Raw genomic sequence first — 17,564 nt, 5'->3', positions numbered from 1 at the left:
GCCGGGCACGATCAGACTCTAGCCGCCGGAAACCCACCGTGCTGAGGTGCGGGACGATCAACCTCAAATCCGGCACGATCGTTCAGGTCCCGCTCGCCACCTCGACAGATCGTTCACACCTGGGGTTCTTAGCGTCGTCGCCGTGACCATTCCCCATCCACTCCCCGCACACGTCCCGCCTCTCGCCGACGACCACCGGCTGCGTCTGACGGTTCTCGGCTGCCGGGCAGGCATGCCCGAGCCTGGATGGCCGAGCTCCGGCTACCTCGTGCACCTGCCCGAAGGAGCGATTCTCCTCGACTGCGGCCCCGGCGTAGCCGCGAAAGCCGCCGCCACCGTGGACGGGCTGGCGGCGATCTTCATCAGCCATATGCACGTCGACCACTGCCTCGACCTGCTGACTTTCGGCAAGGCGCTCGCTCACCGGCCCGGGGACCGGCCGCGGATGGCGGTCTACGCGCCTTCCGGGGCCACGGCCACCCTCCGCCGGCTGAACGAGCTGTTCCCGCTGGGCACCGAGGGCCCAGGCACACATCCGACGGACCACGTGTTCCGGGATGTCTTCGACGTCACCGAGTACATTCCCGGGGAGCCGATCGAGGTCGGGACCGCCACGGTCGAACCGGTCCGCATGCGGCACCGGCTGCCGTGCTGCGGCTTCCGTGTCTCGTCGAACGGGCAGACTCTCGCGTACAGCGCCGACACCACGGTGACGCCGGCGTTCGAGCGGCTCGCGGGCGACGCCGATCTGCTGCTCGCCGAGGCCACGCTCACTGAGCCGGACACGACCGAGCATGGGCACCTCAGCGCGGCCGAGGCCGGTCAGCTCGCCGCCCGCCATGGCGTGGGCGGCCTCGTCCTCACACACTGGGCCCGGACCGGGCACGGGTGGCTCGCGGCCCAGGCCGAACGGGCGGCGCAGCACTTCGGCGGCCGCATCGAGCTCGCCGTTCCGGACCACACCTTCCACCTCTCACAGGAGTCATGACATGTGTCTGCACCGCATCGGCACGATCCGCGTCACATTCGCCGCCGCGCTGGCCGTCACCCTCGCGACCGTCGCGGCCTGCGGTGACGACGGCACCACCGATTCGTCGTCGCCGGCCGCCGGGGAGGCTGGTCACGACGACGGCGACGTCGTCACCCTCACATTCGAGTCGTACAACTACGGCACCGAAGGGGTGGGCGGCGAGGGAACCCAGCAACTCATCGACGAGTTCGAGGCCACCCATCCGAACATCCGCATCGAGCCGGCCGGAACCCCGGCAGGCGAGATCCACACCAGCGTCCATGCTCAGGCCGCCGCCGGGAACCCGCCCGACGTGGCCCAGATCGGCTGGAGCAAGTTCGGATTCGTCCTGGAGAACCTGCCGTACGTGCCGCTGGACGAGGTGGCGCCCGCCGACGAACTAGAAGCCCACCTGGACGGGATGTACCCGGCCGCCGTCCAGCTCGGCATGCACGACGACCGGCTCGCCGGGCTCGCCTACTCGGTGTCGACGCCGACCATGTTCGTCAACGCCGATCTCTTCATCGAGGCCGGCCTGGATCCGGAAGATCCGCCGTCGACGTGGGCCGACGCGGAGGAGGCCGCGCACGCGATCGTGGAGCAGACCGGAGCCCAGGGCATCTACGTCGATGCCGCCGGCGAGGCCAAGTCCGATTTCCTCACCCAGACGCTGATCAACTCCAACGGTGGCCGGCTGGTCGGCGAAGACGGATCGCTGCAGCTGGACGAGCCACCCGCGGTGGAGGCGCTCGCGATGCTCGGTGACCTGACCGACAGCGGCGCGCAGCCGCCCGTCGGCGAGTCCGAGGCGGTCGCCATGTTCGAGGCGGGCGAGCTCGGCATGCTCGTCTCCAGCACCGCGTTGCTGGGTGGGTTCGCCGCTTCCACGGACGGCGTGTTCGAGCTGGAGACCGCGGGTCTGCCCGCGTTCGATGGACAACAGATCGCTCCGACGGTCTCGGGCGCGGGCGTGTTCGTCTTCGCCGACGACCCGGCCAAGCAGGAGGCGGCGTGGGAGTTCGTCCGGTTTCTCACCGGCGACGACGGGTTCACCATCCTCGCGTCGGTGATCGGCTACCTGCCGCTGCGACCGGCGCTGATCGACGATCCCGCGTATCTGGGTGAGTTCTTCGCCGATGACGACCGGCTGCTGCCGACCATCGAGCAGCTGGACTCACTCGTGCCCTACCAGGTGCTCCCGGGCGAGAACAGCCAGCAGGCTCTCGAGCTGATGCAGGACAGCGCCGTCGCACCCATCATGATCTCCGGCGCAGACCCGGACTCCACCCTGACCGACGTCGCGGCGCGCGTGCGAGAACTGCTCGGCCAGTGACGCCGGCGACCACCGCACTCGCCCGTACCGCGCGAGGCCCGGCGCCGTACCTGATACCGGCGCTGCTCGCCGTCGGGCTCACGATGTACGGCCCGCTGCTCGCGGTCACCACCCTCAGTCTCTTCGACTTCAACCTCACGACCCAGGCGCCCCAGTGGGCCGGGCCGGACAACTACGGGGACGTCATGTCCAGCCCAGAAGCGGGTACGGCGCTGCGGAACACCATCGCGTACATGGTGGCGATCATCCCGTTGAGCGTGGTCGCGCCGGGCCTGGCGGCGATCGCGGTATGGCGGCTGGGCGGACGCCTCACCGGCTTCTACCGCACGGTGTTCTTCCTACCGGTGCTGATCCCACCGGCGGTCGGGGCGGTGATGTGGCAGTGGATCTTCAACCCGGTCCTCGGTATCACCAGCGCGCCTCTGGATCTGCTCGGCGCCGGCCCGGTCAGCTGGCTGACCGAGCCGGCGAGCGCGTTCATCGCGGTCACCATCGTCGCCGGATGGAAGGTGTTCGGGCTCAGCTTCATCCTGTTCACCGCGGGCTTGACGTCGATCGACGCCGATCTCATGGCCGCCGCGCGGCTGGACCGGGCCGGCGAGTGGCAACTGCTTCGGCACATCGTGCTCCCGATGCTCCGGCCGGTCACCACCGTCGTGCTGTTCGCGACGGTCGTCTTCGCCGGACCCTGGACGTTCGGCGTGATCGACGTGCTCACTCAGGGCGGCCCGGCCGGCGCGACATCGAACGTGTACTACCTGCTGTACCAGCTCGGCTTCGGCTACTTCGACGGCGGCCCTGCCTCGGCTCTGTCAGTGCTGATCACCGTCGGCTTCGCCGCCGTCGTCGCCGTTCAGATGAGAGTCTCCAGCAGAGGGGAGCAGCGGTGAGACGCATCGATGCGGAGAGCCGGGTCGGCGCCGTTCGCCGGCCTCCGCGGATACGCCGGGTAACCCGTCGACGCAGGCTCAACCGCGCCGCGGCCCACGTTCCGCTGCTCCTGATCGCACTCGCGATCGCGTTCCCCGTGCTCTGGGCGGTCGCCACGTCGTTCAAGCCGACTCAGGTTCTGTACGACCTGGATCCGTTCGCCGCCGCGCCGACGCTCGAGCACTATCGCAGCGCCACAGCGGCATTGCCGGTGGGGCGCACCGTCCTGAACACCGTCGTCGTCTCCGCGGCGGTCGCGATCGGACAGCTGGTGCTCGCCACGCTGGCGGCGTTCGGACTCACGTTGTACCGATTCCGCGGCCGCCCAGTCGTGTTCGCCGTCCTGGTCGGCACGGCTCTCGTGCCGCAGCCCGCGCTGATCGTGCCGCACTACCTGATGGTGTCCCGTCTCGGCCTGCTCGACTCCTACGCCGGCCTGGTGTTGCCACAGCTCGCATCGTTGGCTCTTGCCGTCTTCCTGCTGCGTCAGCACATGGCGGCGTTCCCAAGGGAGCTGATCGAGTCCGCGCGCGTCGCCGGAGCATCGGACCGGATGATCCTGCTCCGGATCATCGTGCCCAACCTGCGACCGATCCTGACCGCGGTGGGGATCGTCGTGTTCATCCAGACCTGGAACGAATACCTCTGGCCGCTGCTCGCGACCAGCGGCATGGACCGCGCCACCGTCCAAGTGGGCCTGCGCGTCTTCCAGACCGAGCAAGGACAGGCATGGGGGCCGCTGATGGCGGCGGCGACGCTGGTGGCCGCTCCCCTGCTCGTCGGCTACGTGCTCATGCAACGCCGGGTGACCGACGCGTTCCTGCACTCCGGTATCGACTGAGGCCGCAGTGGCTTGACTTCGAGCGCGCTCGAACTCGTACTGTCGTCAGCAGTGGTCATACGACCACAGGCCTTTCGATCCGAAAGCCGGTTCCGCCATACAAGCCCACGGCCGAGCGCTGCCATGCCCACCGAAGGCTTGAATGCGTCATCCCACGTGCAGGTAGTCCATGGCGCCGAACCGCACCATTACGAGGAGCACCCATAGTGGAACTCGCTGTTCACATCGTTAGGTTCGACCACCCAGACGGACCGGTGGGGCTCGCTCCTGAGCTTGCCCGAGCTGGAGAGGCCGCCGACCGGGCCGGCATAGCCTGGCTGTCGGTCATGGACCACTTCTTCCAGCTCGAGGCGCTCGGAGTCGCCGAAGACGGGATGCTCGAGGGGTACACCACGCTCGGCTACCTGGCCGCGCACACCTCCGACGTCCAGCTCGGGCTGCTGGTTGGCGGTGTCACGTACCGTCACCCAGGGCTGCTCGCCAAGATCGCGGCCACGCTCGACGTCCTGTCCTCCGGCCGTGCCATCTTCGGGATCGGCGCCGCCTGGTACGAACGCGAACATCAGGGCCTCGGCGTGCCGTTCCCACCCGTCGCCGAGCGGTTCGAGCGGCTGGAAGAGACGCTGCAGATCTGTCGGCAGATGTGGGACCCGGAGAACAACGGGCCGTACGACGGCAAGCACTACCAGCTGGCCGAGACCATCAACACGCCGCAGCCGGTCAGCCGGCCGCACCCGCCGATCCTCATCGGAGGCGGGGGCGAGAAGAAGACGCTGCGGCTGGTCGCGCAGTACGCCGACGCATGCAACCTGTTCGCGTCCTCGCCGGCCGACGTCGCGCACAAGCTCGACGTGCTCCGCAGGCACTGCGACGATGTCGGCCGAGACTACGCGGAGATCAAGAAGACGGCCGTGTACCGGGGTCCACACCTGGACAACGGAGACGTCGACGGCTTCGTAGAGGCGGTCGCCCAGTACGCACGTCTCGGCGTACAGCAGATCAACGTGATCCCGCCGGACTCCGAGCCCGCCGCTTGGATCGAGAAGGCCTGTGCCCCGGCCGTCCCGAGGCTCAGTGACCTTTCCGCCTAGACCGGTTTGAATCCGGACGGCCGTCACTTGGCCGAGCGGCGGTCTCCCGTATCAGCGGTGTCGGCGAACAAGTCGGCAGCCGTGACCAGGGCGACGTCCTCACGTTCCGCCCGCTCTCGGAGCCGCTCGGTGAAGCCTCGCCTGGCGAACAGGATGAGTCGTGCACGCGCAGCGCGCGGGCCCAACTGTTCCCGGGCGGCTTCGAGGCCGTCCAGCACGCGCTCGTCGACGATGGCTTTCCACTTGACCGAGCCCAGCAGCGTGTAACGGTGAGCGCGATGGACTGCGATATCGACCTCTGTCTGGCCATCACGGGTCCACCAGGCACCGATGCCGTCGAACCCACCCATCACGTCGTCGGACGCGTATCGCGATAGCCAGACGCGACAGCAGTCCTCGAACACATGACCCATGTGGTTGTCCAGGTCGGCTGTGACCTCCGACGCGACCTCATCGACCCTGCCGAACTCGAGACGGCTCCGGTTCGGGAACACGTAGCGGTACCAGAACCGGAAGTACGGGTCTGCGATCCGATAGGTCCCGCGGCCGCGCTGTTCCTTAGGGTCGCTGGGTACACGCATCTCGATGTATCCGAGCTCCTCGAGTCGTTCGAGCAATCTCGTCAGGCCTGCCGGGCTGGATCCGGTGCGGTTGGCGATCTGGTTGAACCGAGTGTCGCCACGAGCGATCGACCAGAGAACGGAGAGGTAGCTCCCAGGAGAGCGGATCCCCTCGCCTTCCCGGAGGAGGTGCAGCGGCTCATCGTAGAGTGGGCGGCCACGGGTCAGGATCCGCCCTGAGACGAGTTCCTCCAGCGGCAGATCCATAGCCCACATCTGGTACTGCGGCGTGCCACCCACAATGGCGAACCGCCTGAGGAGGTACTCGGCTTCGGTGCTCGTGGTAAACCCGGCCGCACACCGGTAGTCCAACGGCTCCAACAGCGGCCGGTAGGTTGCCCGCCCGTAGAGCGGGGAGTCATGGTCGAGCAGCCCTTCCATGAAGGACAGAGCGCTACCGGCAAGTGCGACGACGATGGGGACCTGCTCACGCTCCCATAAGTCCCAGTAACGTTGCACGATCGATGGGAGTGCCGGCTGCGCACGGCATAGCCACTGGAACTCATCCAGTACGAGACACAGGGGCTCAGATCTCGCCTGTGCATCCACAAAGCGCAGCGCGTCATCCCATGTGTGAAACGTCAGCGGCGGCTCCCCCGGAAGCATCCGCGCCGCCTCTTGCGCGAAGAGACTGAGATGCCCCTGCTCATCTTGCTCGTCCGCCTGGAGCCCAAGTACCCGCTGCCCAGCGAACGCGGCGGACAGCAGAAAGCTCTTGCCTACACGACGGCGACCGCGCAGCACCACAAGGGCTGGACGCTCGTTCAGCACAGCACCGAGGGCGGCGAGTTCGTCTTCACGATCGACGATGCGGATCACAGACTTACTCTACTACACATGACTCTATTACATGTGACTCACTTATAAGCGACTCCTGCGTGATAGAGCGCCCCCTTGAGAGGGTTTTCCTGTCCGGACACACCGGATGAGCAAGAGTCCACCATGACCGGGTCGCAGCATGACCAGCCGATGCCAGTCCGGACGGCGGGCGAAACGGGCCCGAAGAACGCACCGAGGCTGTTGGCTGTGGCGAACCGGTCGAGCCTGTCGAGGCCCCCCTGGCTCGGACCGGCCGGTCGCCACAGCCACCAGCTCGATTCCCCCGTGCGATACTGTCTCGGCAGGAGGTCAAGAACCGGTCAAGGCCGGGTAAAGAGCATCCTGAACGTAACGCCACCCGGGACTGGTGAGCATGAGCGTTCCTCAGATGATCGATATCCGTGTACTCGGGCCGCTGGATATACACCTCGCCGGTGAACGTTTGACGGTTCCGGGTGCCAAGCCGCGGGTGCTGCTCAGCGTGCTCGGTCTCCAGCCCAGGACGATGCTCCCCGGTGACGTCCTGCAGTCGATGCTCTGGGGAGACGACTTCCCACCCACTGCACACAAGGCCCTGCAGACACACATCTCGACGCTGCGACGCACGCTTGGCGACGGCATCGTGCTCACCCGCGGTACCGGGTGGCTTCTGGCCACTGATGACACCGACGCGGAGGCGTTCACCCGGCTCATCCAGACGGCCCGCGACTGCACCCGGGAGGGAGCGCACGAGGCGGCCATCGCGCATTTCGACGAAGCACTAGGCCTCTGGCGCGGCCCGCCGGAGCTGCCTGCGACGCCTCGGGCACGGGCAGAGGTCACGCGATGGATCGAAGCGCACGAGTCCGCGGTCGACGACCGGGTCGACGTACTGCTGTCATCCGGGCACGCGGCCGAGCTCGTCGGCGAGCTGGAAGCAGCCGTCGCCGACACACCGCTCCGGGAGCGGCGATGGTGCCAGCTGTGTCTCGCGTTCTTCCGCGCTGGCCGCCAAGGCGACGCGCTGCGGGCGTATCATCGCGCGCGGGACGTGCTCGCGGATGAGCTCGGTGTGGAACCCAGCCCTGAGCTGCGCCGGCTCGAGACGGCGATCCTGACCCACGACACGTCGCTCGAACTTCGACCGCCACGGGCCGAAGCAGGCCGGCCGCCGCCCGGCAAGGCGCACCTAGTGACCGCGGCGGGCGGGCACTCGGGCATTCCGGCCCCGCAGACGACGACGTTCGTCGGCAGGCGCGAAGAGCTGGCGAGGCTCACCACCCTGCTGGATCAGCATCGCATCGTCACCGTCGCCGGACCAGGTGGCGTCGGCAAGACCCGCCTTGCGATCGCAGCCGCACAGAGCGCTGCGCCGGAATTCCCGCAGGGCTCGATCTTCGCCGATCTCGCCCCTGTGGGGCCGGAGTTCGTGATCGAGACCGTGGCCTCAGCCGCGGGAATCGTCGAGCAGCACAAGCTCCCGATCGAAGACGCCCTGCACCAACACGTCGGCGCGGCACGAATCCTGCTGGTGCTGGACAACTGCGAGCACGTCGTACCGGCCGTCGGGCCATTCGTCGAGCGCATGGTTGCAGCGTGCCCACGGGTCGTGGTGCTCTCGACCAGCCGGGAGCGGCTCGGAGCCGACGGCGAACGGGTGTTCTCGGTACCGACGTTGCCTGTGCTCGACCCAGGTACCGGCGATGCCAAAGGGTCCGACGCGTCAGCACTCTTCCTGGACCGAGTGCGTGCGGTCGAGCCGGAGTTCGACGCCGACCCCGCGCTGGTCAGTGAGGTGTGCACCCGGTGTGACGGCCTGCCGCTCGCCATCGAGCTGGCCGCGGCGCGGTGTGCGTCGCTGGGGATCGACGGGCTGCTCGCCGGCCTGGACGATCGACTTCGGCTCCTGGTCGGAGCACACAGCCGCACCGAACGGCACCGCTCGCTCCGGGCAGTCCTGGATTGGGGCCACGATCTTCTGCACGGCGAGGAGCAGGCACTGTTCCAGCAGATGGGTGTCTTCGCTGGAACCTTCGATCTCGCTGCGGCGACGGCCGTCGCCGGTGAGGAAGGGGCGGCAGCCTCCAGCCGGTCAGGTGTGGCGGACCTGGTGGGCAGGTTGACCGACAAGCACCTGCTCGTTCACGTGCACACGTCGGCGGGCAGCCGGTGGCGGATGCTCGGCGTGGTGCGCAGTTATGCACGCGAGCAGCTCGCCGCGAGCGGCGAGGAAGGTGTCGTTCGCCGTCGCCATCTACGCTGGGCCAGCTCCACCGCGGCCGAGCTGACCCACCGGCTGGACGCGGGCGGCCCATGGCGAGACGAGTTCACTCTGGTCACCGGCGATCTCCGGGCGGCGCTGGCGTCCACCGTGGACAACGTCGAGGAGACCGGCCACCAGCTGACGCTGGCGCTCGCCTTGGCTCGGTTACACGCGCGCAGCGGGGCGTTCACCGTCGCCCAAGGTGCGTACGAGGAGGCCATGTCGATGGCACGTGCCACGCGTGACCCGGACCAGCTGGCCCGTGCCGCGCTGGGCGCCTCCATGGCGGGCATGCTGTTCGGGGTGGCTCAGTCGAAGCGGGTCGCGTTGCTGGAAGAGGCACTCGGCGCCCACGGCGACGAGCCCAGTGCGACTCGGGCGCGGCTGCTGGCGCGGCTGTCGACCGAACTGTACTGGTCACCCGACCGAGACAAGAGTCTCCGCCTCGCCGACGAGGCCGTGGAGCTCGCTGACGACCTCGACGACCCCGGTGCCCGCGCGCACGCACTCTACGCACAGTGCTACGTCAACCGGGGTCCGGGTGCCTGGCACCGGCAGATCGCGCTCGCCCGGCAGATCACCGGCCTCGCTCGCCGATCCGGCGAGACCCAGTTGGAGCTGGCCGGGCGCGCGACGCATGCGGTGGGACTACTGCACGCCGGTGATGTCGACAACATGGACGCCGAGATCGAACTCCTCAACGAGGCCGCCGATCTACGTGACCACCCGGAGTTCCAGTGGTACGCCACGGTCTACCGATATGTGCGCGCCTTGCTGGCTGGACGGTTCGAGGATGCTGACGAGCTGGCGTTGTCCGCCCAGGACTCCTCACAGCACGCACCTGAGCTTGCCATCGGCCTGCTCTTCGCCGAGGAGATCACCGACCTGCGCGAGTTCCACCCGGTCGCGCGCCGCTACCGTGCGGCCAAGCTCGCCGAGATGGTGGAACGCTTCCCGCGGGTGCTGGTCTGGCGCTGTCTCGCCTTGCTGAACGACGTCGAGCCACGCGAGGCGGAGGCACTGTGTCAGGAGTTGCTCGCCCAGTCGCCGCCCGACGACCACTGGCTTGTCGGGTGTTGCCTGCTCGCTGAGACGGTCGCGGAGCTGGACCACGCCGACGTGGCCCGCCCGCTCGCCATGGCGCTGGAGCCGTACGCAGGCAACCTCGCCGTCGCCGGACGGGTCGCGGCCTGCCGGGGATCCGTCTCACACGCGTTGGGGTTGCTCGCCCTCACCTGCGGCGACGCCGATCAGGCCGTCGACTGGCTGGACCAGGCGGCCTCCCAGCACGAGCGGATCCGCGCCCGGCCGTTCCAGGCCCGCAGCCTGCTGGCGCTCGCACGTGCGCTGGACGAACGCTGCGATGACGGCGACCGGCACCGCGCCGCGTCCGCTCGACGTCAAGCCGCCGACCTACGTGCGCAGCTAGGGCTCCCCGCTCTGTGAACGCCAGATCCGGGGTGCGGCTCGTGTCACGCCAGATCTGGGGTGCGGGTTGGGGTGCAGTCCGCCTCACGGACGAGCTCGGCGAACCGTACGGCGTTGCGCACCGCCGCGCCGCCGGGGTCATTGTTGAAGTACACGTACATGTCGTCCTCGTCGGACCAGGTGTCCGCCAGCCGCTGGGCCCAGGTCCGCAGCGCTTGATCGCCGTAGCGCGGCCACGGTTCGGCGGCGCCCTGGTGTAGCCGCAGATACCCCCACGATGTGGTGCGCCACAACGGCGTCTGCGGTCGCCCTTTGGCGTCGGCCCAGCACAGCGCGGCACCGTGGTCGGTCAACACGGCCCGGACGTCGTCGGTCCACCACGAGTCGTGCCGGGGCTCAACCGCGACTCGTATGCCCTGAGGAAACCGGCCGAGGCACGCGGCCAGGCGTTTGGGCTCGACCTGGAGCGTCGGCGGCAGTTGGAGCAGCACCGGCCCGAGATGGTCGGCCAAACCGGTCGCGGCGGCGAGGAACCGGCGCACCGGCTCCTCCGGATCCTGCAGGCGCTTGATGTGTGTCAGAAACCGGCTGGCCTTGACCGCCATGGTGAAGTCGTCCGGCATCTGGGCGCACCACGACGCGAACGTCTCCTGCTTCGGCAGCCGGTAGAACGCGCTGTTGCTCTCTACGGTCGCGAATGCGCCCACGTAGCGCTCGAACCAGCGACGCTGCGCAAGCCCATCGGGGTACAGGACGCCGCGCCAATCTCGGTATTGCCACCCAGACGTGCCGACACGTACCGGCATGGTCCCATTGTGCGACGCGGGCATCGGCCCGTGCGAGCCATCAGAGCTGCTGAAGCCAAGCGACGAAGAACAACGCCGCACCGGCGGAGGCGCCGAAGGCGACCGGCAGAACCCATCGCGGCCTCCGGCGCCCGTCGAGCGGCCGGGTCAGCAGGTCATGCAGCCGCGCCACACCGGCGGTCACCACCAGCCCGAGCGCCGCGACGGGCAAGGAAATCGCGAAGTGGACCAGCCACGCGCCCCCGCGCGACGGGCCGCCCCACGAGCCGTCGTACGGGCCCTGGTCAATGAAGCCGTACAACGCGCCGCGCGCGACCATCAGCCCGATCAGGCCGAGGAACAACCATGCGACGAGACCGAGCAGGACACCCAGGAGAGCATGGCACATGAGCCGCAGCCGGCCCGGGCGGTGTCCGCTGTCGGACGGCGCGCGCCCGAGTATGGCCCTGCCTCGGCGGTGCCACCGTATGGCGGCATCGCCGCCCAGCAGTGAGGCGAAGACGCCGACGATGCTCGTCGGCGCGATCAGCGCTGCGTAGCGAAGCGACCGCCGGATCGGCCACGGTCCCGCCGTGGGTGTAGCGGCAGTGGTCGCATCGGTGCTGGCGGACATCCGCATCGCGGGCTCCTTGAGGCGTGTATTGACGACGGTTGGAATGCTAGGCACGCGGCCGTCGCCATTCATCACTCCATGGAGCCAACTTCCACCCCCTACTGGGGAGCCACATCACGCGAGACGGATCCACCTACGGCACGGTGAATGTGTACGAGAGCAGCTCGTCACCGGTCCAGTCCCAGCCGGCCAGGTCGACGGTCACCGGGCCGCTCCCGTCATCGTGCACGGTGATGGTGCCGAACTGGCCACCGCCCGGGGCCGCGCCGTGGCTGTAGGGCCCACCCTTGGAGCTGCCGGGCCGGTCGAGCGCGGCCGCGTGCAGCACCGGGAACCCCTCCCCCGACGGGCCGTAGCCGCTGTTGCTGCCGTCGTCGATCGCCAGCATGTGAGCGTCGCCGCTGAGCATGACCAGGTTCTCGATCCCCTCGTCCTCGATGTGCTCGGCGATGAGCCGCCGTTCCTCCGGGAAGCCGCCCCAGTGGTCCCCCGCGGACGAGGCGATCCAGGGCACCGGGTTCACCCAGACCACCAGGGCATGGTCCCGGCTCGCTGTCGCCAGCTCGTCTTCCAGCCAACGCAGCTGACGTTCACCGAGCAGGGAGTCATCCGTCTGCTCGGATCGGACGTCGGTCAGGATGAACCTCACCCGGCCCGCGGTGAACGCCTGATAGATCGCCGCATCGGTCTCCCCCGCCGGGAGTGGGTAGTGCGGCACGTTCTCGCGGTAGGCGAACCGGGCCGCGTCCCGGCTGGCAGAGTCAGCCACCGCGGAGTTGGCTCCGTAGTCGTGGTCGTCCCACACGTACGCCGTAGGCGTCGAGCGGTACAGAGCGCTCTGCGCCGCCGATGTGAGGACGTCGCCGTAACGGGCCCGGAACATGTCGACGTCGTCCGTGTCGACGTTGCCGTAGTGGAGGTCGCCGTCGTTGATATACAGCAGCGGCTCCTTCTCCCGGATCGCGTCGAACACCGCGCCGACGGAACCGGTCCGGGCGCACGCGCCGATCGCGACGGTGAACGAGGCCGGGCCGTCCGGGAAGGTCCGGGCCGTCCCCATACCGCGCGAGGAGTCCACGTGACCATCGACCACCACTGTGTACTCGTACGACGTATCAGGCTGAAGGCCGGTCACCGTCCACGTGACGACGTCGCCGCCAGGGATCGCCACCGGGCCGATGTCGTGCTGCGGTGCCGCCGCGCGTGATCCATCCTCCGCGACGACGAGCGTGGCGTGTTCCACGGCGCCGTCGCCTATCCGGGCGTTGACCCGGAACGACGTCTCGGTCACCGCGCCGCTCCACACCCATTCGACCCGATCGACCGGGAGCTCCGGGGCGGCCGACTCCGGATGAGTCGGGCCGAACATCTGCCCGTAGAGCACGGCGGTGCCGGCCACACCGAGCGCGAGCGCTCCGGCCGTCGCCAGGGCGAGGTTCAGGCTCGACCGTCGTGCTCGGCCTCGCTGCCACAGCACCCAAAAGGCAGCAGCAGGCAGGAGGAACGAACCGGTGACGAGAACACCGACGACGGGCGGATGCAGCGACCAGGACAGGGCACCGAAGCCGGATCCGGCAAGCAACAGAGCCACCGCGACGACGGCGTCCAGGCGCCACGCCAGCAGCAGAGCTGCGAGTGCGACGGCCAGCAGACCCAGCTGGACCGGCCGTTCCATGGTCCCGAGCATGCCGTCGCTGTCCAGGTCGCGCGGAAAACTCCTGGTCAGAGAGAGAATGCCGAGGACAACGAGAACGGCCGACGTCCAGATCCGCGCGCCCCACCGCAACGTCTTCGCCACCGTGGCCGGCACGCTGAAGAAGCCGCGCCGGTGCTCACCGTCCATGACCATCACGCTACGCCGCCATGGGTGGTTCGGCTCGGCACTCGGCCGACGTTCAGACTTCGCTCAATGGGACTCCGGGGTCGGCGAGGCGGGCTGTGTCGACCTCCCGGCCGGAACGCACGAGCTCCTCGACCGGGCCGATCCCGTCGTCCCACAGGTTGACGTGCATGCCCGCCCGCACCCGGCTGTCTTTCACCCAGAAGGCGTGGAAAGCTCGTGCTTCGACGTCGCCGCGGAGCACCACTTCGTCGTACGAGCCGGGCGGCGCGTGCCCGATGTACTCCATACCCAGGTCGTACTGGTCGGTGAAGAAATACGGCAGGCGGTCGTAGCTCACATCCTGGCCGAGCATCGAGCGCGCCGCCGCCGGCCCGCCGTCGAGAGCGTTCGCCCAGTGCTCGACCCGCAGCCGGGTACCCAACAGCGGGTGATCAATACTCGCGATGTCCCCGGCAGCGTAGATGTCCGGGTCCGAGGTCTGCAGCGCCGCATTCACCACCACGCCGTGGTCGAGTTCCAGGCCGGCCGCGACGGCCAGACCGACGGCGGGACGGGCTCCGATGCCCACCACGACGGTGTCGGCCATGATCTCGTCGCCACCGGTGGTCAGCACGGCGACGACGCGGCCGTCGGCACCGACGACCTCACGTACCTCAGTCCCCAGGCGCAGGTCGACGCCGTGCTCACGGTGCAGACCGGCGAAAACGCGGGCGACCTCGTTGCCCATGACGCCTTGGAGCGGCAGTTCGGCGACCTCGATCAACGTCACCTCGGCGCCATGCGTGCGAGCGGCGGCGGCAACCTCCAGGCCGATCCAGCCGCCTCCGATCACCGCGACCCGGTGTCCTGGCTCGAGGACATCCAGCAGACGGTCCGCGTCGGGTAGTTCGCGCAGGTAACGGACGTCGCCCAGGTCACCGCCCGGGACGTCGAGACGCCGCGGTTCCGAGCCGGTGGCGAGCAAGAGCTTGTCATAGGTGATCTCCTCGCCACCCGCAACCCGCACCCGGTGCTCCGCCGGCTCCAGGGCCTCGACACGTGAGCCGAGCCGCAGGTCGATGTCCTGCTCGGCGTACCACGGCAACGGATGGACGAATGCCTTCTCCCGCTCGTCGTCGCCCAGCAGGTAGCCCTTGGACAGCGGTGGCCTCTCATAGGGTGGTTCGTTCTCGCCCGCGAGCAGCACGACGGAACCGTCGAAGCCTTGCTCACGTAGAGTCTCCGCGGCCTTGGCGCCGGTCAGGCCGCCACCGACGATCACGAACGTGCGTTCCGTACTCATGTCGCTGACCCTCTCCGACGAACGTCACCGTGTCAACGCCGACACGAGCATGCGCGGCTTCGGATACGTCGGCCGGCCGATCGACGTCACACTGGGCGGCGTGCAATGCCATCATGCTGACACGTGCTCATGTCATTGAGGAGGCTTCCGGCCATGGTTCTGCCCGACGTCCTTCACCCCTTCGCCAAGCCGTCGAACAGCGAGTTCCTGACGATCGTGGAAGGCGATGGAGCGGTCGTTCGCGACGCCGACGGGCGCGAGTACATCGATGCGATGGCCAGCCTGTGGTACTGCAACGTCGGGCACGGCCGCACGGAGATCATCGACGCGGTCGGTGCGCAGCTGCGCGTGCTGGACGCCTTCCACACGTTCGACATCTTCACCAACGCACCATCGGAGGAGCTGGCACGTGAGTTGAGCGCACTCGCTCCCGGCGACGGTTTCCGGGTGTTCTACACCGGCTCCGGCTCGGAGTCGGTGGACAGCGCCATCAAGCTCGCCCGTGCGGCGCATGCCCGAGCAGGAAATCCAGATCGGCGGCTGATCGTCAGCAGGGTGCCCTCTTATCACGGTGTGACGTACGGCGGGCTCTCCGCCACCGGGCTCCCCGCGAACCAGGAGCACTTCGGCCCGCTCGTGGACGACGTCGTCCAGGTGCCCTACGACGACGCCCACGCCGTGGAGAGGATCGCCCATGAGCGTCCTGGAGAGCTCGCCGCGGTGATCGCGGAGCCGGTGGTGGGCGCCGCCGGCGTCTACCCTCCGCCACCTGGCTACCTCAACGAGCTGCGGCGGATCTGCGATGAGCACGGATCCTTGCTCATTCTCGACGAGGTCATCTGTGGTTTCGGCAGGCTCGGCCGGTGGTGGGGGGCCGAGCACTACGGCGTGCGACCCGACCTCGTCACCTTCGCCAAGGGCGTCACGTCCGGTTACATCCCGCTCGGCGGGGTGCTCGTCGGTCCGGCGATCCGGGAGCCGCTGGAGGCCGACCCGGACTTCATCCTCCGGCACGGCCATACCTATAGCGGCCACCCCGTCGCCTGTGCCGCCGGGCTGGCCGCCCTCGGCATCATGCGGGACGAGAACCTGCCCGACCGCGCACCGGTCATCGGCCAGCAGCTCTCTGCCGGCCTGCAGGACCTGGCCGATCGCGGCCTGGTAGCCGAGGCGCGCGGCGCCGGCGCCATGTGGGCGGCTGGCATGCACCCACGGGTAAGCGCCGTCGCCGTGCGGGACGCCATGCTCCGGCACGGTGTGATCGCTCGGGCCATTGGCGACGCCACGGTCTCCTTCTGCCCGCCGTTGATCACGTCCGCGTCGCAGATCGACACCTGCATCGAAGCACTCGAGGCCGCGCTCGAGGACGTGCGCACCGCTTAATGTTGGCCGCGAAGGCCGTGACACTCGCCGTCCTCCTTGATCAGATACGAGTTCAAGGCGCTATGACGCCTTGAACTCGTATCTGATCAACCCCATGACCACGTTCGTCGGGTAGCACACCACGGGTCACCCGCCGAGAGCGGCGGCAATCAGGCGGTCGCTGAGCTCGCGTAGCTCCGTACGGGCGTCGGCGTCGTAAGCCTGGGGGTTCGCCCGGGAGGGCCGCCGGTCGTTGCTGTTGAAGTAGGCACCGGTGACGTCGGCCAGCTCCGGATCGGTGATGAGACGCAGTGTGGCCGCACCACCCTCGTCAAGCGTGCTCATCGCGCCGCCCGGCCAGCCCTCCTCGACCATGGTGGTCGGCATCAACGTGGCCGGATGCAAGGCGTTCACCGTGACGTTCCGGTCGCTGAGCTCCTCCGCGAGCTCGAAGGTGAATATGATCTGTGCGAGCTTGCTCTGCTGGTAGGCGCGCAGACCGTCGTACGACGAGGTCAGTAACGGGTCGGCGAAGTCGATCGGCTGCTGGCCGATCGACGCGACGTTCACGATCCGCGACGGCGCCGACGCCGCTACCAGCGACACCAGCCGACGAGTGAGGTGGTATCCGGCCAGGTAATTGACAGCGAACCGAAGCTCGATGCCGTCTGAGCTCTCCTCGCGGCGGGAACGGTCCGCGCCACCGCCGATTCCGGCGTTGTTGACCAGCAGATCCAGCCGGTCGTATCGCTGGAGAATCTCGTCCGCGAGCCGGTCCACCTGCCGCAGCTCGGCGAGATCCGCCTGGACGGTCTCCACGCCCAGCGCCTCGCGCAGCTCCGCCAGCCGCGACGGGTTCCGGCCGTGCGCGATCACCCGATGCCCGCCGTTTACCAACTCCGTGGCGACGTACCGGCCGAGCCCGTCCGTCGCTCCCGTGATCAAAATCGTCGTCACACTACCGACCTTAAACGCCGCATTTGATCCGGTCTCCGTGGCGTCGATAATGGACGTCGTGCGCCTAGTATCCATCGGAGACAGCTTTACGGAAGGTGTCGGCGACGAGCTCGCCGACGGTACGGTCCGCGGCTGGGCCGATCTCGTGGCCACAGGCCTCGCTATCGGCCAGGGCGTACCGATCGAGTACGCCAACCTCGCCATCCGCGGCAAGCTGATCGAACCGATCGTGCGGGAACAACTGGAGCCGGCGCTCGCGCTGGAGCCGACGATCCTCACGTTCAACGGTGGCGGCAACGACATGGTGCGGCACCGCGCAAACCTCGACCAGATGCTGGCCTTGACCGAGAACGTGATCACCCGGTGTCTCGACGCCGGAGTGCAGCCG

Annotated in this window: 14 protein-coding genes; 8 read left to right on the top strand and 6 right to left on the bottom strand. The window is 68.4% G+C overall.

The genetic code is table 11. The features are described 5' to 3' along the window. Positions 1 to 142 precede the first annotated feature (142 nt). The 5 genes from ELR45_RS21150 to ELR45_RS21130 all read left to right on the top strand — a co-directional run bounded on the left by ELR45_RS21150 (position 143) and on the right by ELR45_RS21130 (position 5,204). Positions 143 to 988, top strand: a complete 846-nt coding sequence (locus tag ELR45_RS21150; RefSeq protein WP_205856975.1) for an MBL fold metallo-hydrolase — start codon at positions 143 to 145, stop codon at positions 986 to 988. Position 989: 1 nt separating this feature from the next. Continuing rightward, positions 990 to 2,342: an ABC transporter substrate-binding protein gene (locus tag ELR45_RS21145; RefSeq protein ID WP_165367981.1), complete on the top strand. Its 1,353-nt coding sequence runs from the start codon at positions 990 to 992 to the stop codon at positions 2,340 to 2,342. Next, the gene (locus ELR45_RS21140; protein ID WP_129668113.1) at positions 2,339 to 3,232 is read left to right on the top strand and encodes a carbohydrate ABC transporter permease; all 894 of its coding nucleotides are present in this window, start codon (positions 2,339 to 2,341) and stop codon (positions 3,230 to 3,232) included. The genes ELR45_RS21145 and ELR45_RS21140 overlap by 4 nt, the downstream gene beginning before the upstream one ends. After that, positions 3,229 to 4,113, top strand: coding sequence for a carbohydrate ABC transporter permease (locus ELR45_RS21135; RefSeq protein ID WP_165367980.1), 885 nt, complete (start codon positions 3,229 to 3,231; stop codon positions 4,111 to 4,113). The genes ELR45_RS21140 and ELR45_RS21135 overlap by 4 nt, the downstream gene beginning before the upstream one ends. 206 nt (positions 4,114 to 4,319) lie before the next feature. Beyond that, positions 4,320 to 5,204, top strand: a complete 885-nt coding sequence (locus ELR45_RS21130) for an LLM class F420-dependent oxidoreductase (RefSeq protein ID WP_205856974.1) — start codon at positions 4,320 to 4,322, stop codon at positions 5,202 to 5,204. Between the two features lie 23 nt (positions 5,205 to 5,227). Here the strand turns inward: ELR45_RS21130 and ELR45_RS21125 are convergent, their stop codons facing one another. After that, positions 5,228 to 6,643: an ATP-binding protein gene (locus tag ELR45_RS21125; protein ID WP_129668110.1), complete on the bottom strand. Its 1,416-nt coding sequence runs from the start codon at positions 6,641 to 6,643 to the stop codon at positions 5,228 to 5,230. Between the two features lie 388 nt (positions 6,644 to 7,031). Here ELR45_RS21125 and ELR45_RS21120 point away from each other — a divergent pair, with 388 nt between their 5' ends. Beyond that, complete coding sequence (locus ELR45_RS21120; RefSeq protein ID WP_165367979.1) at positions 7,032 to 10,331, top strand: AfsR/SARP family transcriptional regulator; 3,300 nt, start codon at positions 7,032 to 7,034, stop codon at positions 10,329 to 10,331. A gap of 26 nt (positions 10,332 to 10,357) precedes the next feature. Here the strand turns inward: ELR45_RS21120 and ELR45_RS21115 are convergent, their stop codons facing one another. The 4 genes from ELR45_RS21115 to ELR45_RS21100 form a co-directional block, all read right to left on the bottom strand. Then, on the bottom strand, positions 10,358 to 11,119 hold the full coding sequence (locus ELR45_RS21115) for a DUF72 domain-containing protein (RefSeq protein ID WP_129668108.1): 762 nt from the start codon (positions 11,117 to 11,119) through the stop codon (positions 10,358 to 10,360). Between the two features lie 40 nt (positions 11,120 to 11,159). After that, a complete protein-coding gene (locus tag ELR45_RS21110) occupies positions 11,160 to 11,738 on the bottom strand; it encodes an NUDIX hydrolase (RefSeq protein ID WP_129668107.1) in 579 nt (192 codons plus the stop codon). 127 nt (positions 11,739 to 11,865) lie between these two features. Next, a complete protein-coding gene (locus ELR45_RS21105) occupies positions 11,866 to 13,575 on the bottom strand; it encodes an alkaline phosphatase D family protein (RefSeq protein ID WP_129668106.1) in 1,710 nt (569 codons plus the stop codon). A gap of 52 nt (positions 13,576 to 13,627) precedes the next feature. Continuing rightward, positions 13,628 to 14,857, bottom strand: coding sequence for an NAD(P)/FAD-dependent oxidoreductase (locus ELR45_RS21100; RefSeq protein WP_129668105.1), 1,230 nt, complete (start codon positions 14,855 to 14,857; stop codon positions 13,628 to 13,630). A 153-nt stretch (positions 14,858 to 15,010) separates the two neighbouring features. On the opposite strand from ELR45_RS21100, the gene ELR45_RS21095 reads away from it, so the two are divergent. Beyond that, the gene (locus ELR45_RS21095) at positions 15,011 to 16,240 is read left to right on the top strand and encodes an aminotransferase family protein (protein ID WP_205856973.1); all 1,230 of its coding nucleotides are present in this window, start codon (positions 15,011 to 15,013) and stop codon (positions 16,238 to 16,240) included. A gap of 126 nt (positions 16,241 to 16,366) precedes the next feature. Here the strand turns inward: ELR45_RS21095 and ELR45_RS21090 are convergent, their stop codons facing one another. Continuing rightward, the gene (locus tag ELR45_RS21090; RefSeq protein ID WP_205856972.1) at positions 16,367 to 17,176 is read right to left on the bottom strand and encodes an SDR family NAD(P)-dependent oxidoreductase; all 810 of its coding nucleotides are present in this window, start codon (positions 17,174 to 17,176) and stop codon (positions 16,367 to 16,369) included. 49 nt (positions 17,177 to 17,225) lie between these two features. Here ELR45_RS21090 and ELR45_RS38565 point away from each other — a divergent pair. Beyond that, a partial coding sequence (locus tag ELR45_RS38565) for an SGNH/GDSL hydrolase family protein (protein WP_420813915.1) occupies positions 17,226 to 17,564 on the top strand: 339 nt, incomplete at its 3' end.

Origin of the sequence: Phytoactinopolyspora endophytica, assembly GCF_004138495.1 — a bacterium.
In the GTDB taxonomy this organism is placed as follows: domain Bacteria; phylum Actinomycetota; class Actinomycetes; order Jiangellales; family Jiangellaceae; genus Phytoactinopolyspora; species Phytoactinopolyspora endophytica.
The sequence above is the reverse complement of the archived record's forward strand: the minus strand, read 5'-3'. Positions and strand labels throughout refer to the sequence as shown.

Bases quoted from the DNA above. Each gene is read 5' to 3' on its own strand.
- ELR45_RS21145 (WP_165367981.1), top strand. From the start codon at position 990: ATGTGTCTGCACCGCATCGGCACGATCCGCGTCACATTCGCCGCCGCG.
- ELR45_RS21120 (WP_165367979.1), top strand. From the start codon at position 7,032: ATGATCGATATCCGTGTACTCGGGCCGCTGGATATACACCTCGCCGGT.
- ELR45_RS21115 (WP_129668108.1), bottom strand. From the start codon at position 11,119: ATGCCGGTACGTGTCGGCACGTCTGGGTGGCAATACCGAGATTGGCGC.
- ELR45_RS21110 (WP_129668107.1), bottom strand. From the start codon at position 11,738: ATGCGGATGTCCGCCAGCACCGATGCGACCACTGCCGCTACACCCACG.
- ELR45_RS21105 (WP_129668106.1), bottom strand. From the start codon at position 13,575: ATGGACGGTGAGCACCGGCGCGGCTTCTTCAGCGTGCCGGCCACGGTG.
- ELR45_RS21100 (WP_129668105.1), bottom strand. From the start codon at position 14,857: ATGAGTACGGAACGCACGTTCGTGATCGTCGGTGGCGGCCTGACCGGC.
- ELR45_RS21095 (WP_205856973.1), top strand. From the start codon at position 15,011: ATGGTTCTGCCCGACGTCCTTCACCCCTTCGCCAAGCCGTCGAACAGC.